At 72.5% G+C, this 16839-nt stretch carries 16 protein-coding genes and 1 tRNA gene; 8 read left to right on the top strand and 9 right to left on the bottom strand.

Annotated elements, in window-relative coordinates; translation table 11 throughout:
* Positions 1-48: 48 nt before the first annotated feature.
* Positions 49-606: a nucleosidase gene (locus KU893_RS06045; RefSeq protein WP_218233459.1), complete on the top strand. Its 558-nt coding sequence runs from the start codon at positions 49-51 to the stop codon at positions 604-606.
* 16 nt (positions 607-622) lie between these two features.
* On the opposite strand, the gene KU893_RS06040 is transcribed toward KU893_RS06045, so the two are convergent.
* From KU893_RS06040 to KU893_RS06030, 3 genes are all read right to left on the bottom strand, one after another.
* Complete coding sequence (locus KU893_RS06040) at positions 623-1936, bottom strand: HNH endonuclease signature motif containing protein (protein WP_218233458.1); 1314 nt, start codon at positions 1934-1936, stop codon at positions 623-625.
* A 111-nt stretch (positions 1937-2047) separates the two neighbouring features.
* A complete protein-coding gene (locus tag KU893_RS06035) occupies positions 2048-2641 on the bottom strand; it encodes a LysR family transcriptional regulator substrate-binding protein (RefSeq protein ID WP_218233457.1) in 594 nt (197 codons plus the stop codon).
* Between the two features lie 50 nt (positions 2642-2691).
* Positions 2692-2967 carry a Fe-S cluster assembly protein HesB gene (locus KU893_RS06030; RefSeq protein ID WP_218233456.1) on the bottom strand — a complete coding sequence of 92 codons (276 nt, stop codon included), beginning with the start codon at positions 2965-2967 and terminating at the stop codon, positions 2692-2694.
* Between the two features lie 162 nt (positions 2968-3129).
* Here KU893_RS06030 and KU893_RS06025 point away from each other — a divergent pair.
* Positions 3130-3218 (top strand) — tRNA-Leu (locus KU893_RS06025).
* Positions 3219-3432: 214 nt separating this feature from the next.
* Here KU893_RS06025 and KU893_RS06020 read toward each other — a convergent pair.
* The 5 genes from KU893_RS06020 to KU893_RS06000 are packed head-to-tail and all read right to left on the bottom strand — an operon-like array spanning position 3433 to position 9103.
* On the bottom strand, positions 3433-5025 hold the full coding sequence (locus KU893_RS06020; RefSeq protein WP_218233455.1) for an ABC transporter permease: 1593 nt from the start codon (positions 5023-5025) through the stop codon (positions 3433-3435).
* Positions 5022-5948 carry an ABC transporter ATP-binding protein gene (locus KU893_RS06015; protein WP_218233454.1) on the bottom strand — a complete coding sequence of 309 codons (927 nt, stop codon included), beginning with the start codon at positions 5946-5948 and terminating at the stop codon, positions 5022-5024. The genes KU893_RS06020 and KU893_RS06015 overlap by 4 nt, the downstream gene beginning before the upstream one ends.
* Positions 5949-5992: 44 nt before the next feature.
* Positions 5993-6445: a hypothetical protein gene (locus KU893_RS06010; RefSeq protein WP_218233453.1), complete on the bottom strand. Its 453-nt coding sequence runs from the start codon at positions 6443-6445 to the stop codon at positions 5993-5995.
* Positions 6442-8085: a GMC oxidoreductase gene (locus KU893_RS06005; RefSeq protein WP_218233452.1), complete on the bottom strand. Its 1644-nt coding sequence runs from the start codon at positions 8083-8085 to the stop codon at positions 6442-6444. The genes KU893_RS06010 and KU893_RS06005 overlap by 4 nt, the downstream gene beginning before the upstream one ends.
* 37 nt (positions 8086-8122) lie before the next feature.
* Positions 8123-9103 carry an AraC family transcriptional regulator ligand-binding domain-containing protein gene (locus tag KU893_RS06000; RefSeq protein ID WP_218233451.1) on the bottom strand — a complete coding sequence of 327 codons (981 nt, stop codon included), beginning with the start codon at positions 9101-9103 and terminating at the stop codon, positions 8123-8125.
* Between the two features lie 70 nt (positions 9104-9173).
* Between KU893_RS06000 and KU893_RS05995 the strand changes: the two genes are divergently transcribed.
* The 3 genes from KU893_RS05995 to KU893_RS05985 are packed head-to-tail and all read left to right on the top strand — an operon-like array spanning position 9174 to position 12822.
* The gene (locus KU893_RS05995) at positions 9174-10634 is read left to right on the top strand and encodes a flavin-containing monooxygenase (RefSeq protein WP_218233450.1); all 1461 of its coding nucleotides are present in this window, start codon (positions 9174-9176) and stop codon (positions 10632-10634) included.
* Positions 10631-12334 carry a GMC oxidoreductase gene (locus tag KU893_RS05990; RefSeq protein ID WP_218233449.1) on the top strand — a complete coding sequence of 568 codons (1704 nt, stop codon included), beginning with the start codon at positions 10631-10633 and terminating at the stop codon, positions 12332-12334. The genes KU893_RS05995 and KU893_RS05990 overlap by 4 nt, the downstream gene beginning before the upstream one ends.
* Positions 12331-12822, top strand: coding sequence for an aminoacyl-tRNA deacylase (locus KU893_RS05985; RefSeq protein WP_218233448.1), 492 nt, complete (start codon positions 12331-12333; stop codon positions 12820-12822). The genes KU893_RS05990 and KU893_RS05985 overlap by 4 nt, the downstream gene beginning before the upstream one ends.
* Here KU893_RS05985 and KU893_RS05980 read toward each other — a convergent pair.
* Positions 12797-13492 (bottom strand): hypothetical protein, encoded by a 696-nt coding sequence (locus tag KU893_RS05980; RefSeq protein ID WP_218233447.1) that lies wholly within the window; start codon positions 13490-13492, stop codon positions 12797-12799. The genes KU893_RS05985 and KU893_RS05980 overlap by 26 nt on opposite strands.
* Before the next feature lie 40 nt (positions 13493-13532).
* Here KU893_RS05980 and KU893_RS05975 point away from each other — a divergent pair, with 40 nt between their 5' ends.
* The 3 genes from KU893_RS05975 (at position 13533) to KU893_RS05965 (ending at position 16756) form a co-directional block, all read left to right on the top strand.
* Entirely contained in the window at positions 13533-14876 is a 1344-nt protein-coding gene (locus tag KU893_RS05975) for a M20/M25/M40 family metallo-hydrolase (protein ID WP_218233446.1), read from the top strand.
* A 108-nt stretch (positions 14877-14984) separates the two neighbouring features.
* Positions 14985-15539 carry a PAS domain-containing protein gene (locus tag KU893_RS05970; protein ID WP_218233445.1) on the top strand — a complete coding sequence of 185 codons (555 nt, stop codon included), beginning with the start codon at positions 14985-14987 and terminating at the stop codon, positions 15537-15539.
* Positions 15536-16756, top strand: a complete 1221-nt coding sequence (locus KU893_RS05965) for a methyl-accepting chemotaxis protein (RefSeq protein WP_218233444.1) — start codon at positions 15536-15538, stop codon at positions 16754-16756. The genes KU893_RS05970 and KU893_RS05965 overlap by 4 nt, the downstream gene beginning before the upstream one ends.
* The last annotated feature ends 83 nt before the right edge of the window (positions 16757-16839 follow it).

Raw genomic sequence — 16839 nt, 5'->3', positions numbered from 1 at the left:
CCATCCTGCCGGGTCGGGCGGCCTGCCGGCTCGTCTAGGGTGACCGCCGTGCCCCGCCCGCTCATCGTCGCCGCCACCCGCGCGGAGGCCGCGCACGTCCCCGCCGGTCTCGAGGTCCTGATCACCGGGATCGGCAAGACCGCCGCCGCCACCGCGCTGGCGCGCCACCTGGCCGTCCGCACGGACCTCGCCGACCTCGTGGTCGTCAACCTCGGCAGCGCCGGTGGACTGCACGACGGACTCGACGCCGAGCACGGCCTGTACGAGATCGGCGCCGTCGTCAACCACGACATCAACGCCGACGCCATCCGGGCGCTCGGCTACGACCCCCGCGAGCGGCTCGTCGTCGGGCCGGGGGAGACCGTCCTCGCCACCGGCGACGTCTTCGTCACCGACCCGGTGGTGCGGGCTCGACTGGCCGAGCAGGCGCAGCTCGTCGACATGGAGGGCTACGCCGTCGCGTACGTCGCCCGGGAGCTCGGCGTACCCGTCCGGCTGGTCAAGCACGTCTCCGACAACGCCGACGAAGGCGCCTGGGAATGGGCGACGCTCGTCGACCGCAGCGCCCGGATCCTCGGCGACTGGGCGGCGACCCACCTGGCGTGAGTCACTCGGCCGCGGGTCAGGCGGCGTGGTCGATCAGCAGGCTGCTGACCATGACGTCGACGCGGGTGGGTTCCTCGCCTGCCGGTGGGGTGGTGATGCGTCTCGTGCCGGTCGGGTCGACCAGGTAGTGCGCCCCGTAGGGATCGCGCCAGATGACGATCCCGGGGAAGGGATGTCGCACCTCCCAACCGGCATGGGTCTTGACCCGATGATGGGTGCGGGTCAACGGCCCCAGGTTGTCGATGCTCGTGGTCCCGCCCTCGGCATAGGGCACGGCGTGGTCCAGGTCCATGCGCCGGGTGGTGTTCGCCGCGTAGGGGAACACGTCGGCGGGGTGGATCAGCCGCACCGCCTCACGCAGCCGGGCCGGGACCTCGTAGGCATCGACCGGCGCCATCTTGGCCACGTCCAGAACCGGAGTCACCTGCACCTTGCAGGCACCGTCGGCCAGCATCTCCATCACCCGCCCGACCGTGACCGGGCCGTGGCCCTCGAGCCGGGCGACCGGTGAGTCGGCGTACAGGTGCAGGTAGACCTTCGCCCGGACCTGCACCGGCCCGGCCTTTTCGTCGACCTGACCATGCGCGGCCGGGTTCAGCAACAGCGCGGCCGCCGTGACCCGGCGGTCGTTCAGCGCCGCGTCGGGCATCGTCGCTCTGAGCTTCTCCGCGACCGCGGTCACCGCGGCATCGATCCCAGCGATCGTGACCGCATCGGCACGGATGGTGAAGGTCGCCATCCCGTGCCGGTTGACCCGCGACATCCGCGCACAGCGTTCCTTGGCCGCGGCCTCCTCGCGCGCCCGCGCCAGCTCCGGGGCCGCGGCCGCGACCTTGCCCTCGACCAGCAACGCGAAGCGGGACCAGGCCAACCGGCCGTCCGCGGCCACGAACACCTCGCCGTCGACCCAGGCCGCCTCATCCATGGACAGCTCGCGGGTCGCGGCAGCCACCCAGCGGGCGTGCGCCACCCGGACGGTGCCGGCCCGGACACCGGCCCACAGCCGCGGCAGGCGTAGGCGCAGGTCGACCGCGTCCGCGATCAACCGGCGTGCGCCGTACGGGCTGGTCTGGATCCGGGCCCCGAACGCGGCCGCCGCGTGCTCGGTGATCAGCGGCGTGCCCACCCCGCCCAGGCGACGGGAACGCTCCCGACCCCGACGATTACCGGGCGGAAGCCGGTCCGGATGGTGCAGCACCGCCCACTGGTAGGCCGCCTGCAAGATCTGACGCTCGGCAGCCAGGCGTGCAGCATGAGCCGCCTCGACGAAGTCGAGAACCCCTGCTGCCGGCAGACCCTCCAGGCCCGCCACCGCCCGATCGGTGACCATGCCCACATCGAACACAAGGGGCCCGACACAAATGCCGCGCGTGCTCCACAGCACCCCGGCGGGGCGCGGTCGCGGCGCCACCGGCGCCACCGGTGCTGAGGGGCAGACCGGTCAGCGGCTGCTGCTCGCGCGACGCCCTCGGACGACGCCCACGAAGTCCTGGTGCACCGGGCTGTCCGCCGCGCGCAACCACACGAGGGCGACCGTGGTCGGGTCGAGCTCCACCGGGCGCTGCACGACGTCCTTGCGGTGGTGCAACCGCGCCACCGACATCGGGACGATGACGATGCCGCTGCCGGAGGCGGCGACCTCGATCGCGTCCTTGACGTTCATCGGCGGGAACGGAAGCTGCTCCGCTGTGGGCGTCCAGCCCGAGGGGTGCGGGAGCACCAGCTGCTCCTCGGCGAGGTCGGCCATCGGGATCGGCGTCTCGGGGTCGGACGCCGCCACGAAGTGCTCCCGGCCGGCGACGACGACCGGCACCTCGTCGTACAGGCGCACGCAGTGCAGCGGCGCCGGCGACTCGAGGTCGACCGGCAGCCGCACCAGCGCCATGTCGGCGGTGCCGTCATCGAGGACGGCACGCTGCTGCTCCTCCTCGACGGGAAGCAGGTGCAGGCGGATCCGCGGGTTGCGCTCGCGCCAGGCCCGCGCCCACTTGTCGGGAGTCACCCCGGGAACGAAGGCGATGCGCAGGTCCTGCATGCACCCACGATCCCAGAGTGCGCCCGTCACTCGCGCATCACGGTCTTGCGTCAGGCCTGCGCCAGCAGGCCGAACTGCAGGGTGCCGGTGTCGTCGAACCCGGCGTCGAGCACCATCGCGTCCAGCTGGGCGGCGGATCCTTCGTCGAGGTAGACGGTGGCACCGTCCTGCTCGACGACCCGGTCGCCGGGCTCGGCCTTCTCGGCGGCGGCGACGGCGAAGCCCGCCTCGGCCTGGGTGATGCGCAGTCCCGCCGACTCAGGGACGTCGGGGGCGTCGGTCATCTGCTTGACGATCGTGCAGGCGTTCTCGGTGAGGGTGAGCATGGCTGCCTTCTCGGTTTCGTGGTCAGAGACCTTCCCCACCGTTGCACGCTTGCGAGGCCCGTTCAAGGGCTTCCCGGGACGCTCGGAGAGGCAACCTTCGCACGAACAGGGGGTGCCGATGCGGTGTCCTGGGCCCGTCTTTGCTACGGTTTCACCGCACTCGTCCGGGTGGCGGAATTGGCAGACGCGCTAGCTTGAGGTGCTAGTGCCCGTATTAGGGCGTGGGGGTTCAAGTCCCCCCTCGGACACCAACACGATGTGGCCCCTGACCTGCGGAGACGCCGGCTGGGGCCACTTGTGGTTTCCGTCTGGTGCACCGCCGGACCGACCGGGCCGTGGAGCGGTCGACCAGACCCGCGAAGGTCGACGCCCTGCGAGACGGCGCTGCAGGACGGCGCGCATCGAGGCTCGCCCACGACGACGACCGCGTCGGAGCCGAGCCCATTCCCGACCTGGGGGCGGCGATCAGCGCAGATCGCGCCGGCGGAAGCCCACGAGCCCCACGCTGAGGAGAAGGGCCGCCCCCGCGCCCATCGCCAGCAACGGTGCTGCGGACAGGTCCTCCGCCGGGTAGCGCGGCGCCCGGTCGAACACGGAGAACTGGTAGATCCAGTCGGGGAGGCCGAGGACCCCTCCGAGCCAACCGATCACCACCTCGAAGGCCAACACCAGCCAGCCGACCCAGGTCCAGTGCGGGGCCCAACCGTAGGCGAGCAGCAGCACTCCGAGCAGGACCGCGATCGCCGGGAAGTAGATCAACGGGGCGACCAGGATCCGCAGCCCCTGCGCCCTGTCGCCAACGACGGCTGCGTAGGAGGCCCCCGAGCTGAACCCGGCCACGACCAGGAGCACCAGGACCCCGCCGCCGGCGACCACCAGGTCCGAGACGACCGAGCGCACCCTGCCCACCGGGCCTGCGATCACCAGCTCGGTTCGGCCCTCACCCTCCTCGGTCAGCACCCGTCCGGCGGCCCAGATCGCGTAGCCCGCGATCGCCAGGGTCATGATCAGCGCGAACGTCGCCTGGTAGGCGTCGATCACGGACCCGGCCTGCGTCGAGGCGAGGTAATCGGCCAGCGCGGGGTTGTCGCGGACCATGTCCTGCATCGAGGTCCCCAGGGTGCCGATCAGCGCTCCGCACAGACCCAGCGCCACCGACCACGCCAGCAGCGCGCCTCGCTGCTGTCGCCAGGCGAGCCCGACCGGGCCCGACAGCAGCCGACTCGCGCGCGCGGGCCCGGACCGGGAGGGCAACAGGCCCGCACCGAAGTCCCGGCGCTCGGCCAGGCGGACCGCGACGGCGAGCAGGAGCACCGAGCCCAGCAGCGGCAGCAGTACCGGCCAGAGTCGGTCCTCGGTGGGAACGCGGGTGGCCTGGGCCCAGCCGATCGGGGTGAACCAGACGGTCGCGTCGTCCCGGACGTCCCCGATCGCCCGGACCAGGTAGAAGACCAGGAATGCCGCCAGACCGGCGCCGCTGACCGAACGGGAGTGCACGAAGACCTGCGCGAAGCAGAGCGTGAGCGCTGCCATGAAGATTCCCAGGGCGGACATCGCGGCGCCGTAGACCAGCGAGTCGGCGAGGGTCAACGGCGTCGCGGGCAGCACCAGCGCCATCCCCGCCCCGATCAGCAGGCAGGTGCCGCTGGTGGCGATCAGTGCCGCCGCGGCGCCTGCGTGGCGACCGACCTCGGTGGCCCGCAGCAGCTCGGTGCGCCCGGACTCCTCCTCGGCCCGGGTGTGCCGGGACATCATCAGGACCGCGAGGATGCTGACTGCGCTGATCACCGTCAGGTAGGTCTCGTACATGACGATGCCGCGCAGAGAGTCGAGGCCGGTCACCGGGCCGGCGATCGCGACGGTGGCCGACGACTGGGTCACCATCCGTCCATAGGCGTCGATCTGCTCCTGGGTCTGGTACAGCCCGGGCTGGGACGCGGCGCTGAAGTACAGCAGGCCGACCACGCTGACCACCCAGACCGGGATCCGGATCCGGTCGCGGCGCAGCGCCAGCCGGACCAGAGCGCCCGTGCCCGTGAACCCGTCCGTCTTCCTCATGCAGGCAGTCCCGGGCGCGTCGGCACCCCGTGCTTGACCCCGCCGGGGTCGTCGTAGTTCCGGAGGAACAGCTCCTCGAGCGTCGCCGGATGCACGACCAGAGACTCGATCCCGCGCTCGGCGAACAGCGCCATCACCGCACCGATCCGGTCCGAGTCGACCTCGGCCCGGATCTCACCGTCGACCACGTCGAGCACCCTCAGACCGGGAACATCACCCAGCTCGTCCTGGCGCTGCAGCCGCACCGTCACCGAGGTGCGACTCAGACCGCGCAGGTCCCGCAACCGGCCCGCCGAGACCGTCCGTCCGTCACGGATGATCGAGACCCGGCCACACAGCGACTCCACCTCAGCGAGGATGTGGCTGGAGAGCAGGATCGTGCGACCCCGGGCGACCTCCTCACGGGCGACCTCCTGGAACTCGGCCTCCATGATCGGGTCCAGTCCCGCCGTCGGCTCGTCCAGCAGGAGGAGCTCCACGTCGGCACTCAAGGCGGCGACGAGAGCGACCTTCTGCCTGTTGCCCTTGCTGTAGCTGCGGCACTGCTTGGTCGGGTCGAGCTCGAAGCGTTCCAGCAGGTCGGCTCGTCGGCCCTCGTCGACCCCACCGCGCATCCTCGCGAGCAGGTCGATCACCTCGCCACCCGTCAGGTTGGGCCACAGCGACACCTCGCCGGGGACGTAGGCGAGGTGGCGATGCAGCCGGACCGCGTCCCGCCACGGATCGCGGCCGAGCACCCGCACCTGGCCGGCGTCCGCACGAAGGAGCCCGAGCAGGACCCGGATGGTGGTCGACTTGCCGGACCCGTTGGGCCCGAGGAAGCCGTGCACCTCTCCGACCTCGACCTTCAGGTCGAGCCGGTCCAGTGCGGTGAACCGGCCGAAGCGCTTGACCAGACCGGAGACCGAGATCGCAGCGTCCATACCGACAGTGTGGCGTCCCGATGTCGGAGCGTCTCGGGTTCGGGTCAGTGCGACGCGGGGCGGGTCAGCAGGAACGGGGTGCCGCCGAGCCGGCGCAGCACGGGCACGTCGACGAAGGTCATGCCGACGATCGTGCCGTCCTCGGCGACCCGGAGCTCGTCGCGCACCCACGGCCAGGGACGGCGCGACGAGGCCGGGTAGGTCACGGCCAGCACCGGGAGGCCGTCGACGAGCGAGGCTGCGGGGCGCACCTGCATCGGCAGGGTCTCCACCAGCTGCTCGCCCCGCCGGACCAGGTTGATGCCGGTGAGCGTGCCGCCCTCGTCGCGGAACCGCTTGCCGTACCAGCGCCGCAGCCCGATCAGCGCGAGCCCGCGCGGGGCGAGGTGGCGCAGGGGCGCGACGAAGGAGGCCTCGAGGTCGCCGAGGGCGTCCTCGGCGGCGAGGGGGCGCAGGTCCGACCAGGAACGGCGCACCGAGGCGAGGGTGGGCGTCATGGCAGGTCCTGTCCGGCCGCGGGGACGGCGTCGATCGGCGTACGACGCACCGCGTCGTGCTCGGGAGCGGGGAACCGGGCGGCGAAGCGCTCGGCCAGGGCGGTGATGGTGAGAGAGGGGTTCACGCCGAGGTTCGCCCAGATCACGCTCGCATCCATCACGTACAGGCCGGGGTGCCCGTGCACCTCGTGGTCGGCATCGACCACCCCGTGGGTGCGGTCGGCGCCCATCACGGCGCCGCCGAGGATGTGTGCGGTGACCGACAGCCCGCCGACGGACTCACCGAGCAGGTTCAGCGGCCGCCCGCCGGAGGACGCGGCGAACGCCCGGGTGACCTCGTTCGCGATCGGGAGGTAGCTCGGCGGCCGTACCCCGTCGACGAGGCGTGAGCGCAGCACCCGGCGCCAGGGGCGCACGGGCGAGCGGCGCAGGTCGAGCGCGAGCTCGCTGTCGTGGTGCTGCATCGTCGTGAGCACAGTGAGCCGGCGCAGGAAGTCGCGCGCGGCCATCACCCGCGCCTGGGCGGCCGGTCGCGCCAGCACAGCGCCGACCACACGGCGCGCCCGGCGTCGTGGGCGTTCGTCGTCGACCATCGGGCCCAGCTGCAACCGCATGTGCCACCCGCCCATGTAGCGGTTCTGGGTGGTGTGGGTGCGCGGGTCGGGGTGGAAGTCGCTGGAGATCGTCGGCCCCCGGGACAGGTCCTCGCCGGGCGGCTGCAGCACCGCGGTCAGCGCCTCGGAGTTGGTCCGCACGTGCCGGCCCAGCAAGGGGGAGACGTGCGGCAGCGTGCAGAGCTCGTCGCGGCAGCGCTGGAGCAGCTCGACGGTGCCCAGGACCCCACCGGCCAGCACCACCCGACGGGCGCGCAGCTCCGTCTCGGCGCCGCGGCGCCACGGGTGGCGGACCCGCACCAGGTAGCCGCCCCCCGGCAGTGGGACGACGGCATGCACCTCGTGCTCGGCGCGGATCTCGGCGCCGTACCGCTCGGCGAGGTGGAGGTAGTTGCGGGTGAGCTGGTTCTTCGCGCCGTACGGACAGCCCAACAGGCACTCGCCGCACAGCCGGCAGCCGGTGCGCTCGGGACCCTCGCCCCCGAAGAACGGGTCCGGCTCGGTGACGCCCTCACGACCGAAGTGGATCGCGACCGGCACCGGTCCGAAGGTCGCCCCGGCGCCCACCGCCTCCGCGGCCGCCTGCAGGTGCTCGTCCATCGGGCCGCGATGGGGGCTGCGCACCCGGCCCAGCATCCGGGCGGCCCGGGCGAGGTGCGGAGCCAGCTCGGCCTTCCAGTCCAGGTCGAGCGAGGCCGATGCCGCGGCCTCGTAGAAGTCGTCTCCCGGTTCGAGCAGCACGCCGGCCCACACGATGGAGCCGCCTCCGACGCCGGTGCCGCCGATGATCGCCATGTGGCGGAAGATCCGCTGCCAGAAGAACCCCCGCAGCCCGACCCCGGGCTGCCACAGGTAGGCCCGGGGGTCGCGGCGCGCGGCGAGCAGGTCCTCGCCCGCCAGGCGGCGTCCCTTCTCGAGCACCAACACCCGGTGACCGGCCTCGGTGAGCCGCAGCGCGCTCACCGCCCCGCCGAAGCCGCTACCGACCACGACGACGTCCGCGTCGAAGGCCTCCGCATCAACCATGGGGCCGAAGCGTAGGGCCGTGTCCGGCTCCGTCCGCTCAGGACCCCCCGCCGGTCGCGGGATCCCGGGTCTCGCGCGGTGTTCGGCCGGTCCAGCGGCGATGGGCCACGACGAAGCTCGACGCCTCGGCGTACCCGAGGCGCCGGGCCACGTCGTCGAGCAGCAGTCCGTCGGCGAGCAGCTGCTCGGCAGCGGTGGAGCGGACGTCGTCGAGCACGGCGCGGTAGGTCGTCCCGACCTCGGTGAGCCGCCGGCGCAGGGATCGCTCGCTGAGACCGAGCGCTGCCGCCACCGTGCCCATCGGGGCACCCGCCTCGAGGTGCTGGGCGACGAGGATGCGGACCTGGCCCGTGAACGCGTTGCGGCCGCGCCGGGGCGAGACGAGGTCGCGGCACAGCGCCTCGGCGATCGCGCACGCGTGCGCGTTGGCCTGGGGGAGCGGGTGGTCGAGCCAGCGGGTGGCGAACCGGAGCGTGCTGCGGTCCGCGTCCCAGGCCGCGTCGAGCCCGGCGGAGGAGCCGCAGATCTCCCGCAGCACGGTCCAGATCGCCGTCAGGTCGCGCTCGACCAGAAAGCGGCGTACGTCGGCAGGGACGCCTCGGTCGTCGACCCGGACCACCACGTCCTGGTCCTCCACGGTGGCCGAGGGGATGGTGAAGGTGAAGCTGAGGTCGATGAACCGGAGCGCCAGGTTGGCCGCGTCACCGAGCGTCGGGCTGCTGAGCAGAGCGAATCCGAGGGGGCCGAAGGTCGAGGCGTGGTAGGCCGCACCCACGTGCGCGCCGGTGACCCCCGGGGCGGTGGCGAGCAGGTTGCGCACCACCCGGAGCTCCTGCTCGGCCGTCACCTCGCGCTGCGGGTCGGCCACGTCGCGCGCCCCGAGACCGGTGCCTCGCAGCAGCGCAGCGGTGGATACGCCGGCCTCCGCTCCCATGGCCACGAGGAGTGCCGTGCCCGCAACGTGGCGCGGGAACTGCCAGTCCCGGGCGGCGGGCGGCTCGAAGGACGAAGGCATCATGGCCGGAATTATGGATCCTCTGGCCGGAGGTCGCTGGCACCGACCCGCGGGGACTTCCTAGCCTTCCCCCATGGACACGTCTGCCTCCGTGATCGTCATCGGCGCCGGGTTCGGCGGCCTCGCCGCCGCCCACCACCTGCGCCAGGCCGGGATCACCGACATCACGGTGCTCGAACGCGCCGACGACGTGGGCGGGGTGTGGCGGGAGAACACCTACCCGGGCGCGGCGTGCGACGTCCCCTCGGTGCTCTACTCGTGGTCGTTCGCGCGCAAGCACGACTGGTCGCACCGCTACGCCCGCCAGCCCGAGATCCTCGACTACATCCGCGAGCACGCCACGAGCAGCGGCCTACGCGACCTGGTCCGCACCGGCGCCGAGGTGACCGGGGCGGCCTGGGACGACGCAGCCCGACGCTGGACGGTCGAGCTCGCCGGCGGTGAGCAGCTCAGCGCCGACGTCCTGGTCTCCGCGGTCGGACAGCTCTCCCGCCCCTCCATCCCGGCGCTCTCCGGGCTGGAGACCTTCGCCGGCCCGGCCTTCCACACCGCGACCTGGGACCACGACGTCTCCCTCGCGGGCAAGCGGGTCGCCGTGATCGGCACCGGCGCCAGCGCGATCCAGGCCGTGCCGGCCATCGTGGACGAGGTTGCCGAGCTGAAGGTCTTCCAGCGCTCGGCGCCGTACGTCGTGCCGAAGCCCGACGGCGCCTACAGCGCTCGCCAGCAGGAGCGGTACGAGCGACACCCGCAGCTGCACGACCTGACCCGGAGCGGTGTCTTCCACCTCTCCGAGCAGCTGAACAAGACGTTGGACTCCGACGGCCGCCTCGCCGACCTGCTGCGCGCGGCATGGCAGCTGCACCTGCGCCGCCAGGTCCACGATCCCGAGCTGCGGGCCCGGCTGGTGCCCGACTACCCGCTCGGCTGCAAGCGCCTGCTCTTCTCCAACGACTGGTATCCCGCGCTGACCCGGTCCCACGTCGAGGTCCTCACCGAGGCGATCACGACGGTCGAGCCCAAGGGCATCCGGACGGCCGACGGCGCCCTGCACGAGGTCGACGTCATCGTCTTCGGCACCGGCTTCGCCGCGACCGAGTTCTTGGCGCCGATGCAGATCCGCGGCCGGGACGGGCGGCTGCTCAGCGAGGCGTGGGAGGGCGGGGCCCGCGCGCACCTGGGCATCACCGTGCCGGACTTCCCGAGCTTCTTCGTGCTCTACGGCCCCAACACCAACCTGGGCGGAAGCTCGATCATCGGGATGCTGGAGGCGCAGTCGGGGTACGTCGCCCAGGCCGTCACCGAGATCGGCCGCAGCGGTCCGATCGAGGTGAGGCCCGAGCGGGCCGCGGCCTACGACACTGAGATGCAGGGCCGGCTCGGCGAGAGCGTGTGGAGCTCGTGCGCGAGCTGGTACCGCGACCCGAGCGGGCGGATCACGACGAACTGGCCCGGCACCGTGCGGGAGTACCAGCAGCGGACGGCACGCTTCGACGTCGCCGACTTCCGCGTGAGCGAGAAGGTGGCGCGATGACCCACTACGACGTCCTGGTGATCGGCTCCGGCTTCGGCGGCAGCGTCACCGCCCTGCGGCTGGCGGAGAAGGGCTACCGCGTCGGCGTGCTGGAGGCGGGGCGCCGCTTCGCGGACGACGACCTGCCGACCAGCTCCTGGAAGGTGCGCGACTACGTCTTCAACCCGGCGCTCGGCTGCTACGGCCTGCTCCGGATGACGCTCCTCAAGGACGTGCTGGTGCTCACCGGGGCAGGAGTGGGCGGGGGGTCGCTGGTCTACGCGAACACCCTCTACGAGCCGCCCCGGGCCTTCTTCGACGACCCGCACTGGGCCGGGATCACGGACTGGGCCGACGAGCTCGCGCCCTACTACGACCAGGCTCGCCGGATGCTCGGGGTCACGCCCTACCCCCGCCGGTCCCCGTCGGACCTGGTGATGAAGGCGGTCGCCGACGACCTCGGTGTGGGCGACACGTTCGGCCCCACCCCGGTCGGTGTGCTCTTCGGGGAGCGTCCCGGCGAGCGGGTCGCCGACCCGTTCTTCGGCGGCGCGGGACCCGAGCGCACCACCTGCACCGACTGCGGCGCGTGCATGACCGGGTGCCGGGTCGGCGCCAAGAACACCACGGTCAAGAACTACCTCCACCTCGCCGAGGCGGCCGGCGTCCAGGTCCACCCGCTCACGACGGTGACCGACGTACGGCCCCGTCCCGGCGGCGGGTACGACGTCACGACCCGCCGCACGGAGGGCAAGGTGCGGCGTGGCCGGCAGACCTACACCGCCGACCAGGTGGTCTTCTCCGCCGCGTCGCTGGGCACCCAGCGCCTGCTCCACCGGCTCCGTGACGGCGGCAGCCTGCCGCGGATCTCGCGTCGGCTGGGGGAGCTGACCCGCACCAACTCCGAGGCCATCCTCGGGGTCCGCGCCCGGGGTGACGAGGTCGACTACTCGCGCGGCGTCGCGATCACGTCCTCGGTGCACGTCGACGACCACACCCACGTCGAGCCGGTCCGGTACGGGCGCGGCAGCAACCTGCTGGGCCTGCTGATGGCCGCCCTCACCGACGTGCCCGACGACGGGCGCAACCGGGCGGTCGCCGGGCTGCGGGAGATGTGGCGCCACCGGCGCGACCTGCCCCGGCTGCACGACCCACGGGGCTGGTCGGAGCAGACCATCGTGCTGCTGGTCATGCAGAGCCTGGACAACTCGCTGACCACCTACCTGCGACGCAGGCCGTGGGGCCGCACCCTGACCACCCGCCAGGGCACCGGTGCCGCGAACCCGGTCTGGATCCCGCAGGGTCACGAGTTCGCCCGGAAGGTCGGCGAGGAGATCGACGGGATCCCCGGCGGCACCTGGGCCGACCTGGTGAACGTCCCCGCGACCGGCCACCTGATCGGGGGCTGTCCGATCGGCGAGTCCCCGGAGAGCGGAGTGGTCGATCCCTACCACCGGCTGCACGGCTACGAGGGTCTCCACGTCATCGACGGGTCCACCGTCGCGGCCAACCTGGGCGTCAACCCGTCCCTGACCATCACCGCGATGGCCGAGCGGGCCGTGGCGCTGTGGCCCAACAAGGGCGAGGCGGACGCCCGTCCGGCCCTCGGAGCGTCGTACCGACGGATCGCCCCCGTGGCCCCGCGCAGCCCCGCGGTGCCTGCGGGCGCCCCCGCCGCCTACCGGATCGCGACCGGTCCCGGTCTACCCTCGACCTCGTGAGTGAGCCCGACGACACCGATCGCTCCGCGCGCGCGATCGCGGCCGCCGAGGCGCTGGGACTCTCCTTCGAGGTCACCCGGCACGGCCCGGTCCGGTCGCTGGAGGAGGCCGCCGCACAACGGGGGATCGAGCCACGCCAGATCGTCAAGACGATGGTGGTTCGGGTCGCCGAGGGGGACCACCGGTTCGTCCTGGTGCCCGGGGACCGCGAGATCTCCTGGCCGCTGCTGCGTTCGCTGCTCGGCGTCAACCGGCTCTCGATGCCCTCCGCCGACGCTGCCCGTGAGGTCACCGGCTACGTGCGCGGCACCATCACGCCGCTCGGGGCGCTGACCGCCCTCCCGGTGATCGCCGACAGCCGGGTGAGCGGGACGGTGTCGATCGGCGGCGGTGGGTACGGCGTCGCGCTGACCGTCGACGGCGGCGCGCTCGTCACGGCGCTCGGCGCCATGGTCGCCGACGTCACGACGGCGGGCGCACCTCGATGACGGTCCCGTCCAGGGCGAACTCGATGGAGGCGCTCTGGTTGAACTCGTTGCTCGTGGAGGCCCTGATCCACTCCGGCGTCGTGTCCTCGGGACTCGGCTTCGAGATGTAGATCGAGCAGTCGGTCGGGTCCTCGACGAGCGCCTTCACCTGGACGCACAGTCCGTCGAGCACGGAGCTGTCGACGTCGGCGAGGTCGAACGTCTCCTCATCGCCCGTCCCCTTGGTCGACTCGCTGAGCTCGCCGTTCCAGTAGTAGCTGATCTCGCGCTCATCGGTCAGGTCGTCCAGCTTGTACGGCACGTCCACCACGGCGTAGTCCGGATAGATGATCGCGTTGCGCACCAGCGTCGAGCCGCGCTCCTCCTTCAGCGCAGCCACGAGCGCGTCGAAGCCCTTGTCGCTCTGCGGCCGGTCGGCCGCCGGCGCGTCCTCGCTCCCCGCGATGGCGAACGCGGCGGCCGCCCCGAGGGTGAGCACCAGCGCCGCACCGGTGATCAGCAGCCCCGTCGGATGGAACCCACGGTTGCGCACCGTCCGCTCCTCGAGGCTGCGCACCGGCTTCGCCTGCTTGGGCTGACGGTAGGACTGGTGCGTGGGTGGCTGTGCCGGCGCACCGTCCGGATCCGGGGTCTCGTCGGGGCGGTACTGCTTCCACTTGCGAGGGGCCACGGCGCAACGCTAGTCGCCCGGGGCGTGGAAGGATGACCGCATGGCCGAATCGACGACCCCCACGCCGGTGCCCGACCACGACGTCGCCGCCGAGGTCGTCGAGCTGTGTCGCGACCTGATCCGGATCGACACCTCGAACTACGGCGGTGGCGAGAGCACGGGGGAGCGCAAGGCCGCCGAGCACGTCGCCGCCCTGCTCGACGAGGTCGGTATCGCCGCCGAGGTCATCGAGACCAGGCCGGGACGCGCCAACGTCGTGGCCCGCTGGGGCGGCTCGAGCTCGGCCGCCACGGCCGAACGCGGGGCGCTGCTGCTGCACGGCCACCTCGACGTCGTACCGGCCGCGGCGGAGGACTGGACCGTGCACCCGTTCAGCGGCGAGGTGCAGGACGGCTACGTCTGGGGCCGGGGCGCGGTCGACATGAAGGACTTCGACGCGATGCTGCTCTCGGTCGTGCGGGCCCGTCAGCGCGCGGGCCGGGCGCCCGAACGCGAGGTGGTGCTCTGCTTCACCGCCGACGAGGAGGCCGGTGGGCACGACGGCGCGCAGCTGCTCGTCGAGAACCACGCCGAGTGGTTCGAGGGCTGCACGGAGGCGGTCGGTGAGGTCGGTGGCTTCAGCACGACCGTCCGCGGACGCCGGCTCTACCTGATCGAGGCCGCCGAGAAGGGCATGGCCTGGATGCGACTCAGCGCGCGCGGCAGTGCCGGCCACGGCTCGATGCTGAACGACGACAACGCCGTGACCCGGCTGGCCTCGGCCGTCGCGCGCATCGGAGCCCACGACTGGCCGGTCCGGCTCACGCCGACCATGCAGACCCTGCTCGCCACCGTTGGCGAGGTCGCCGGCGTCGAGGCGACGCCCGCGAACGCGCCTGCCCTGGTCGAGGAGTTCGGCGCCGCCGCCCGGATGCTCGGCGCCGTGCTGCGCAACTCCGCGAACCCGACCATGCTCGAGGCGGGCTACAAGGTCAACGTCATCCCGACCGACGCCACCGCCCACGTCGACGGGCGCTTCCTGCCGGGCTTCGAGGACGAGTTCTTCGCCACCCTGGCCGAGCTGACCGGCGAGGGCGTCGACATCGACTTCGTCTCGCGACAGGAGCCGTGGGAGACGCCGTACGACGGCGCGTTGGTCGACGCGATGACACGCAGCCTGCTCGCGGAGGACCCCGAGGCTCTCGTCGCGCCATACCTGATGAGCGCAGGGACCGACGCCAAGCACTTCACCAAGCTCGGGATGCGCTCGTTCGGCTTCGCACCGCTGCGGCTGCCCGACGACCTCGACTTCACCTCACTGTTCCACGGGGTCGACGAGCGGGTCCCGGTCGACGCGCTGGAGTTCGGTGCGCGCGTCATGGACCGGTTCCTCGACCACGCCTGATCGCGGCCTCCTCGCCGGCGCGGATGTGGGCCGAGACCTCAGCTCGGGGCGCCGGCGGCCGATCCTCCCGGTGACCCGTCACTCGGACGGGAGTGAGGGGAGAGCACCGTGGTCCGTACCGCGATCGCGCCGACCGGTGTGGAGAAGACCTTCCACCCGGACCAGATCATCGTGTCCAAGACCGACCGACAGGGACGGCTGACCTACGTCAACGACCTGTTCGTCGAGATCAGTGGGTACCCGGAGGCAGAGCTGATCGGCAAGCCGCACAACGTCATCCGGCACCCCGACATGCCCCGCAGCGTGTTCGGGCTGCTGTGGGACCGGATCGCGGCCGGGCAGGAGATCTTCGCCTACGTCATGAACCTCAGCGCGGACGGCAGCCACTACTGGGTGCTCGCCCATGTCACCCCGACCTTCGACGCCTCCGGCAGCATCGTCGGCTACCACTCCAACCGCCGCACGGCCGACGCGACCGCGCTCACCGCCGTGACCGCGCTCTACCAGCGGCTGGTCGCCGAGGAGCGCCGTCACCCCAGCGCCCGCGACGCCGTCGAGGCGGGGGGCCGGCTGCTCGAGCAGGAGCTCGCCGAGGCCGGGCTGTCCTACGACGAGTACGTCTGGTCGCTGAACAACGGGACCGACCGGGCGGTGGCCGCATGACCGCCCTGCTGACGCCGGAGACCGGCGCGGCCGAGGAGCTGGAGGCCCTGCGGGCCGAGCTGGACCAGTGCCGTGCGGCCCTGACCGCGGTCACCGCCGTGTGCCGCTCGGCGGCCGCCGGCAACCTCGAGCCCCGGGTCCCGGTGCTCGGCGACGATGCCGGTCTGGTCGCGGCCCGCTCCGCCGTCAACGACCTGCTCGACCGCACCGACGCCTACGTGCGCGAGTCGTCGGCATCGCTGGAGTTCGCCGCGGAGGGCAAGTTCTACCGACGGTTCCTGGTCCGCGGCATGCTCGGCTCGTTCAAGGCGGGCGCCGTCACGATCAACACCGCGATCGGCGCGATGGCCGAGGCCAACGAGCAGCTCGCCGCCCAGGAGCGCCAGCGCCACGAGCTCGCCGACGGCTTCGAGGAGGCGGTGCTCGGACTGTCCGACCAGGTCGCCGCGGCCGCCGCCGAGATGGAGGCATCCTCGCGCACCCTGGCCGCCAACGCCGAGGGTACGGCGACCCGGGCGGCCCAGGTCTCGGAGAACTCCCACACCGCGGCCGACGCCGTCACCGTCGCCGCCGCGGCCGTCGAGCAGCTCGTGAGCACCGTGCGTGCGATCGAGGAGCAGGCCAGCCAGTCCAACGTGGCGGGCGTGCGGGCGGTCGAGGAGACCGACCAGGTGATGACGACCGTGCAGAGCCTGTCCACCGCGTCACAGGAGATCGGCGACGTCGTCGGCGTGATCAGCCAGGTCGCCAGCCAGACCCGCCTGCTGGCCCTCAACGCGACCATCGAGGCCGCCCGCGCCGGGGAGTACGGCAAGGGCTTCGCGGTCGTCGCCTCCGAGGTGAAGACGCTTGCGTCCGAGACCGCGGACGCGACCAGCCTGATCGAGCAGCAGGTGCACGCGATCCAGGCGGCCGCCGGCGCGGCAGTCACGGCGATCGAGACGATCGGGGCCGCCGTACGCGGGATGGGGGACAACGTCGCGACCATCGCCGGAGCGGTCGGCGAGCAGCGGCACGCCGCGGCCGAGCTGAGCCGGACCACCTCCGAGGCCGCGGGCGCGGTCTCCGGGGTCAACGAGGACGTGACCGCGATCGAGGAGGCGACCATCGCGACGAGCACCGGCGCCTCGGAGATGACCGGCGCCTCGCTCGAGCTGTCGCGGCTCTCTGCCGACCTGCGCACGCACGTGGCGGGCTTCCTCCAGCAGATTCGCTGAGCGGGGACGGCGAAGCGGGGGGGCGGCCCGCCCCCCCAACCCCCGCCGGGGTGCACGCCCCGGAGCCCCCGAAACACACACAG

Source organism: Nocardioides daeguensis (genome assembly GCF_019192965.1).
GTDB classification, from domain to species: domain Bacteria; phylum Actinomycetota; class Actinomycetes; order Propionibacteriales; family Nocardioidaceae; genus Nocardioides; species Nocardioides daeguensis.
This window is presented reverse-complemented; position numbering and strand designations above follow the sequence as displayed.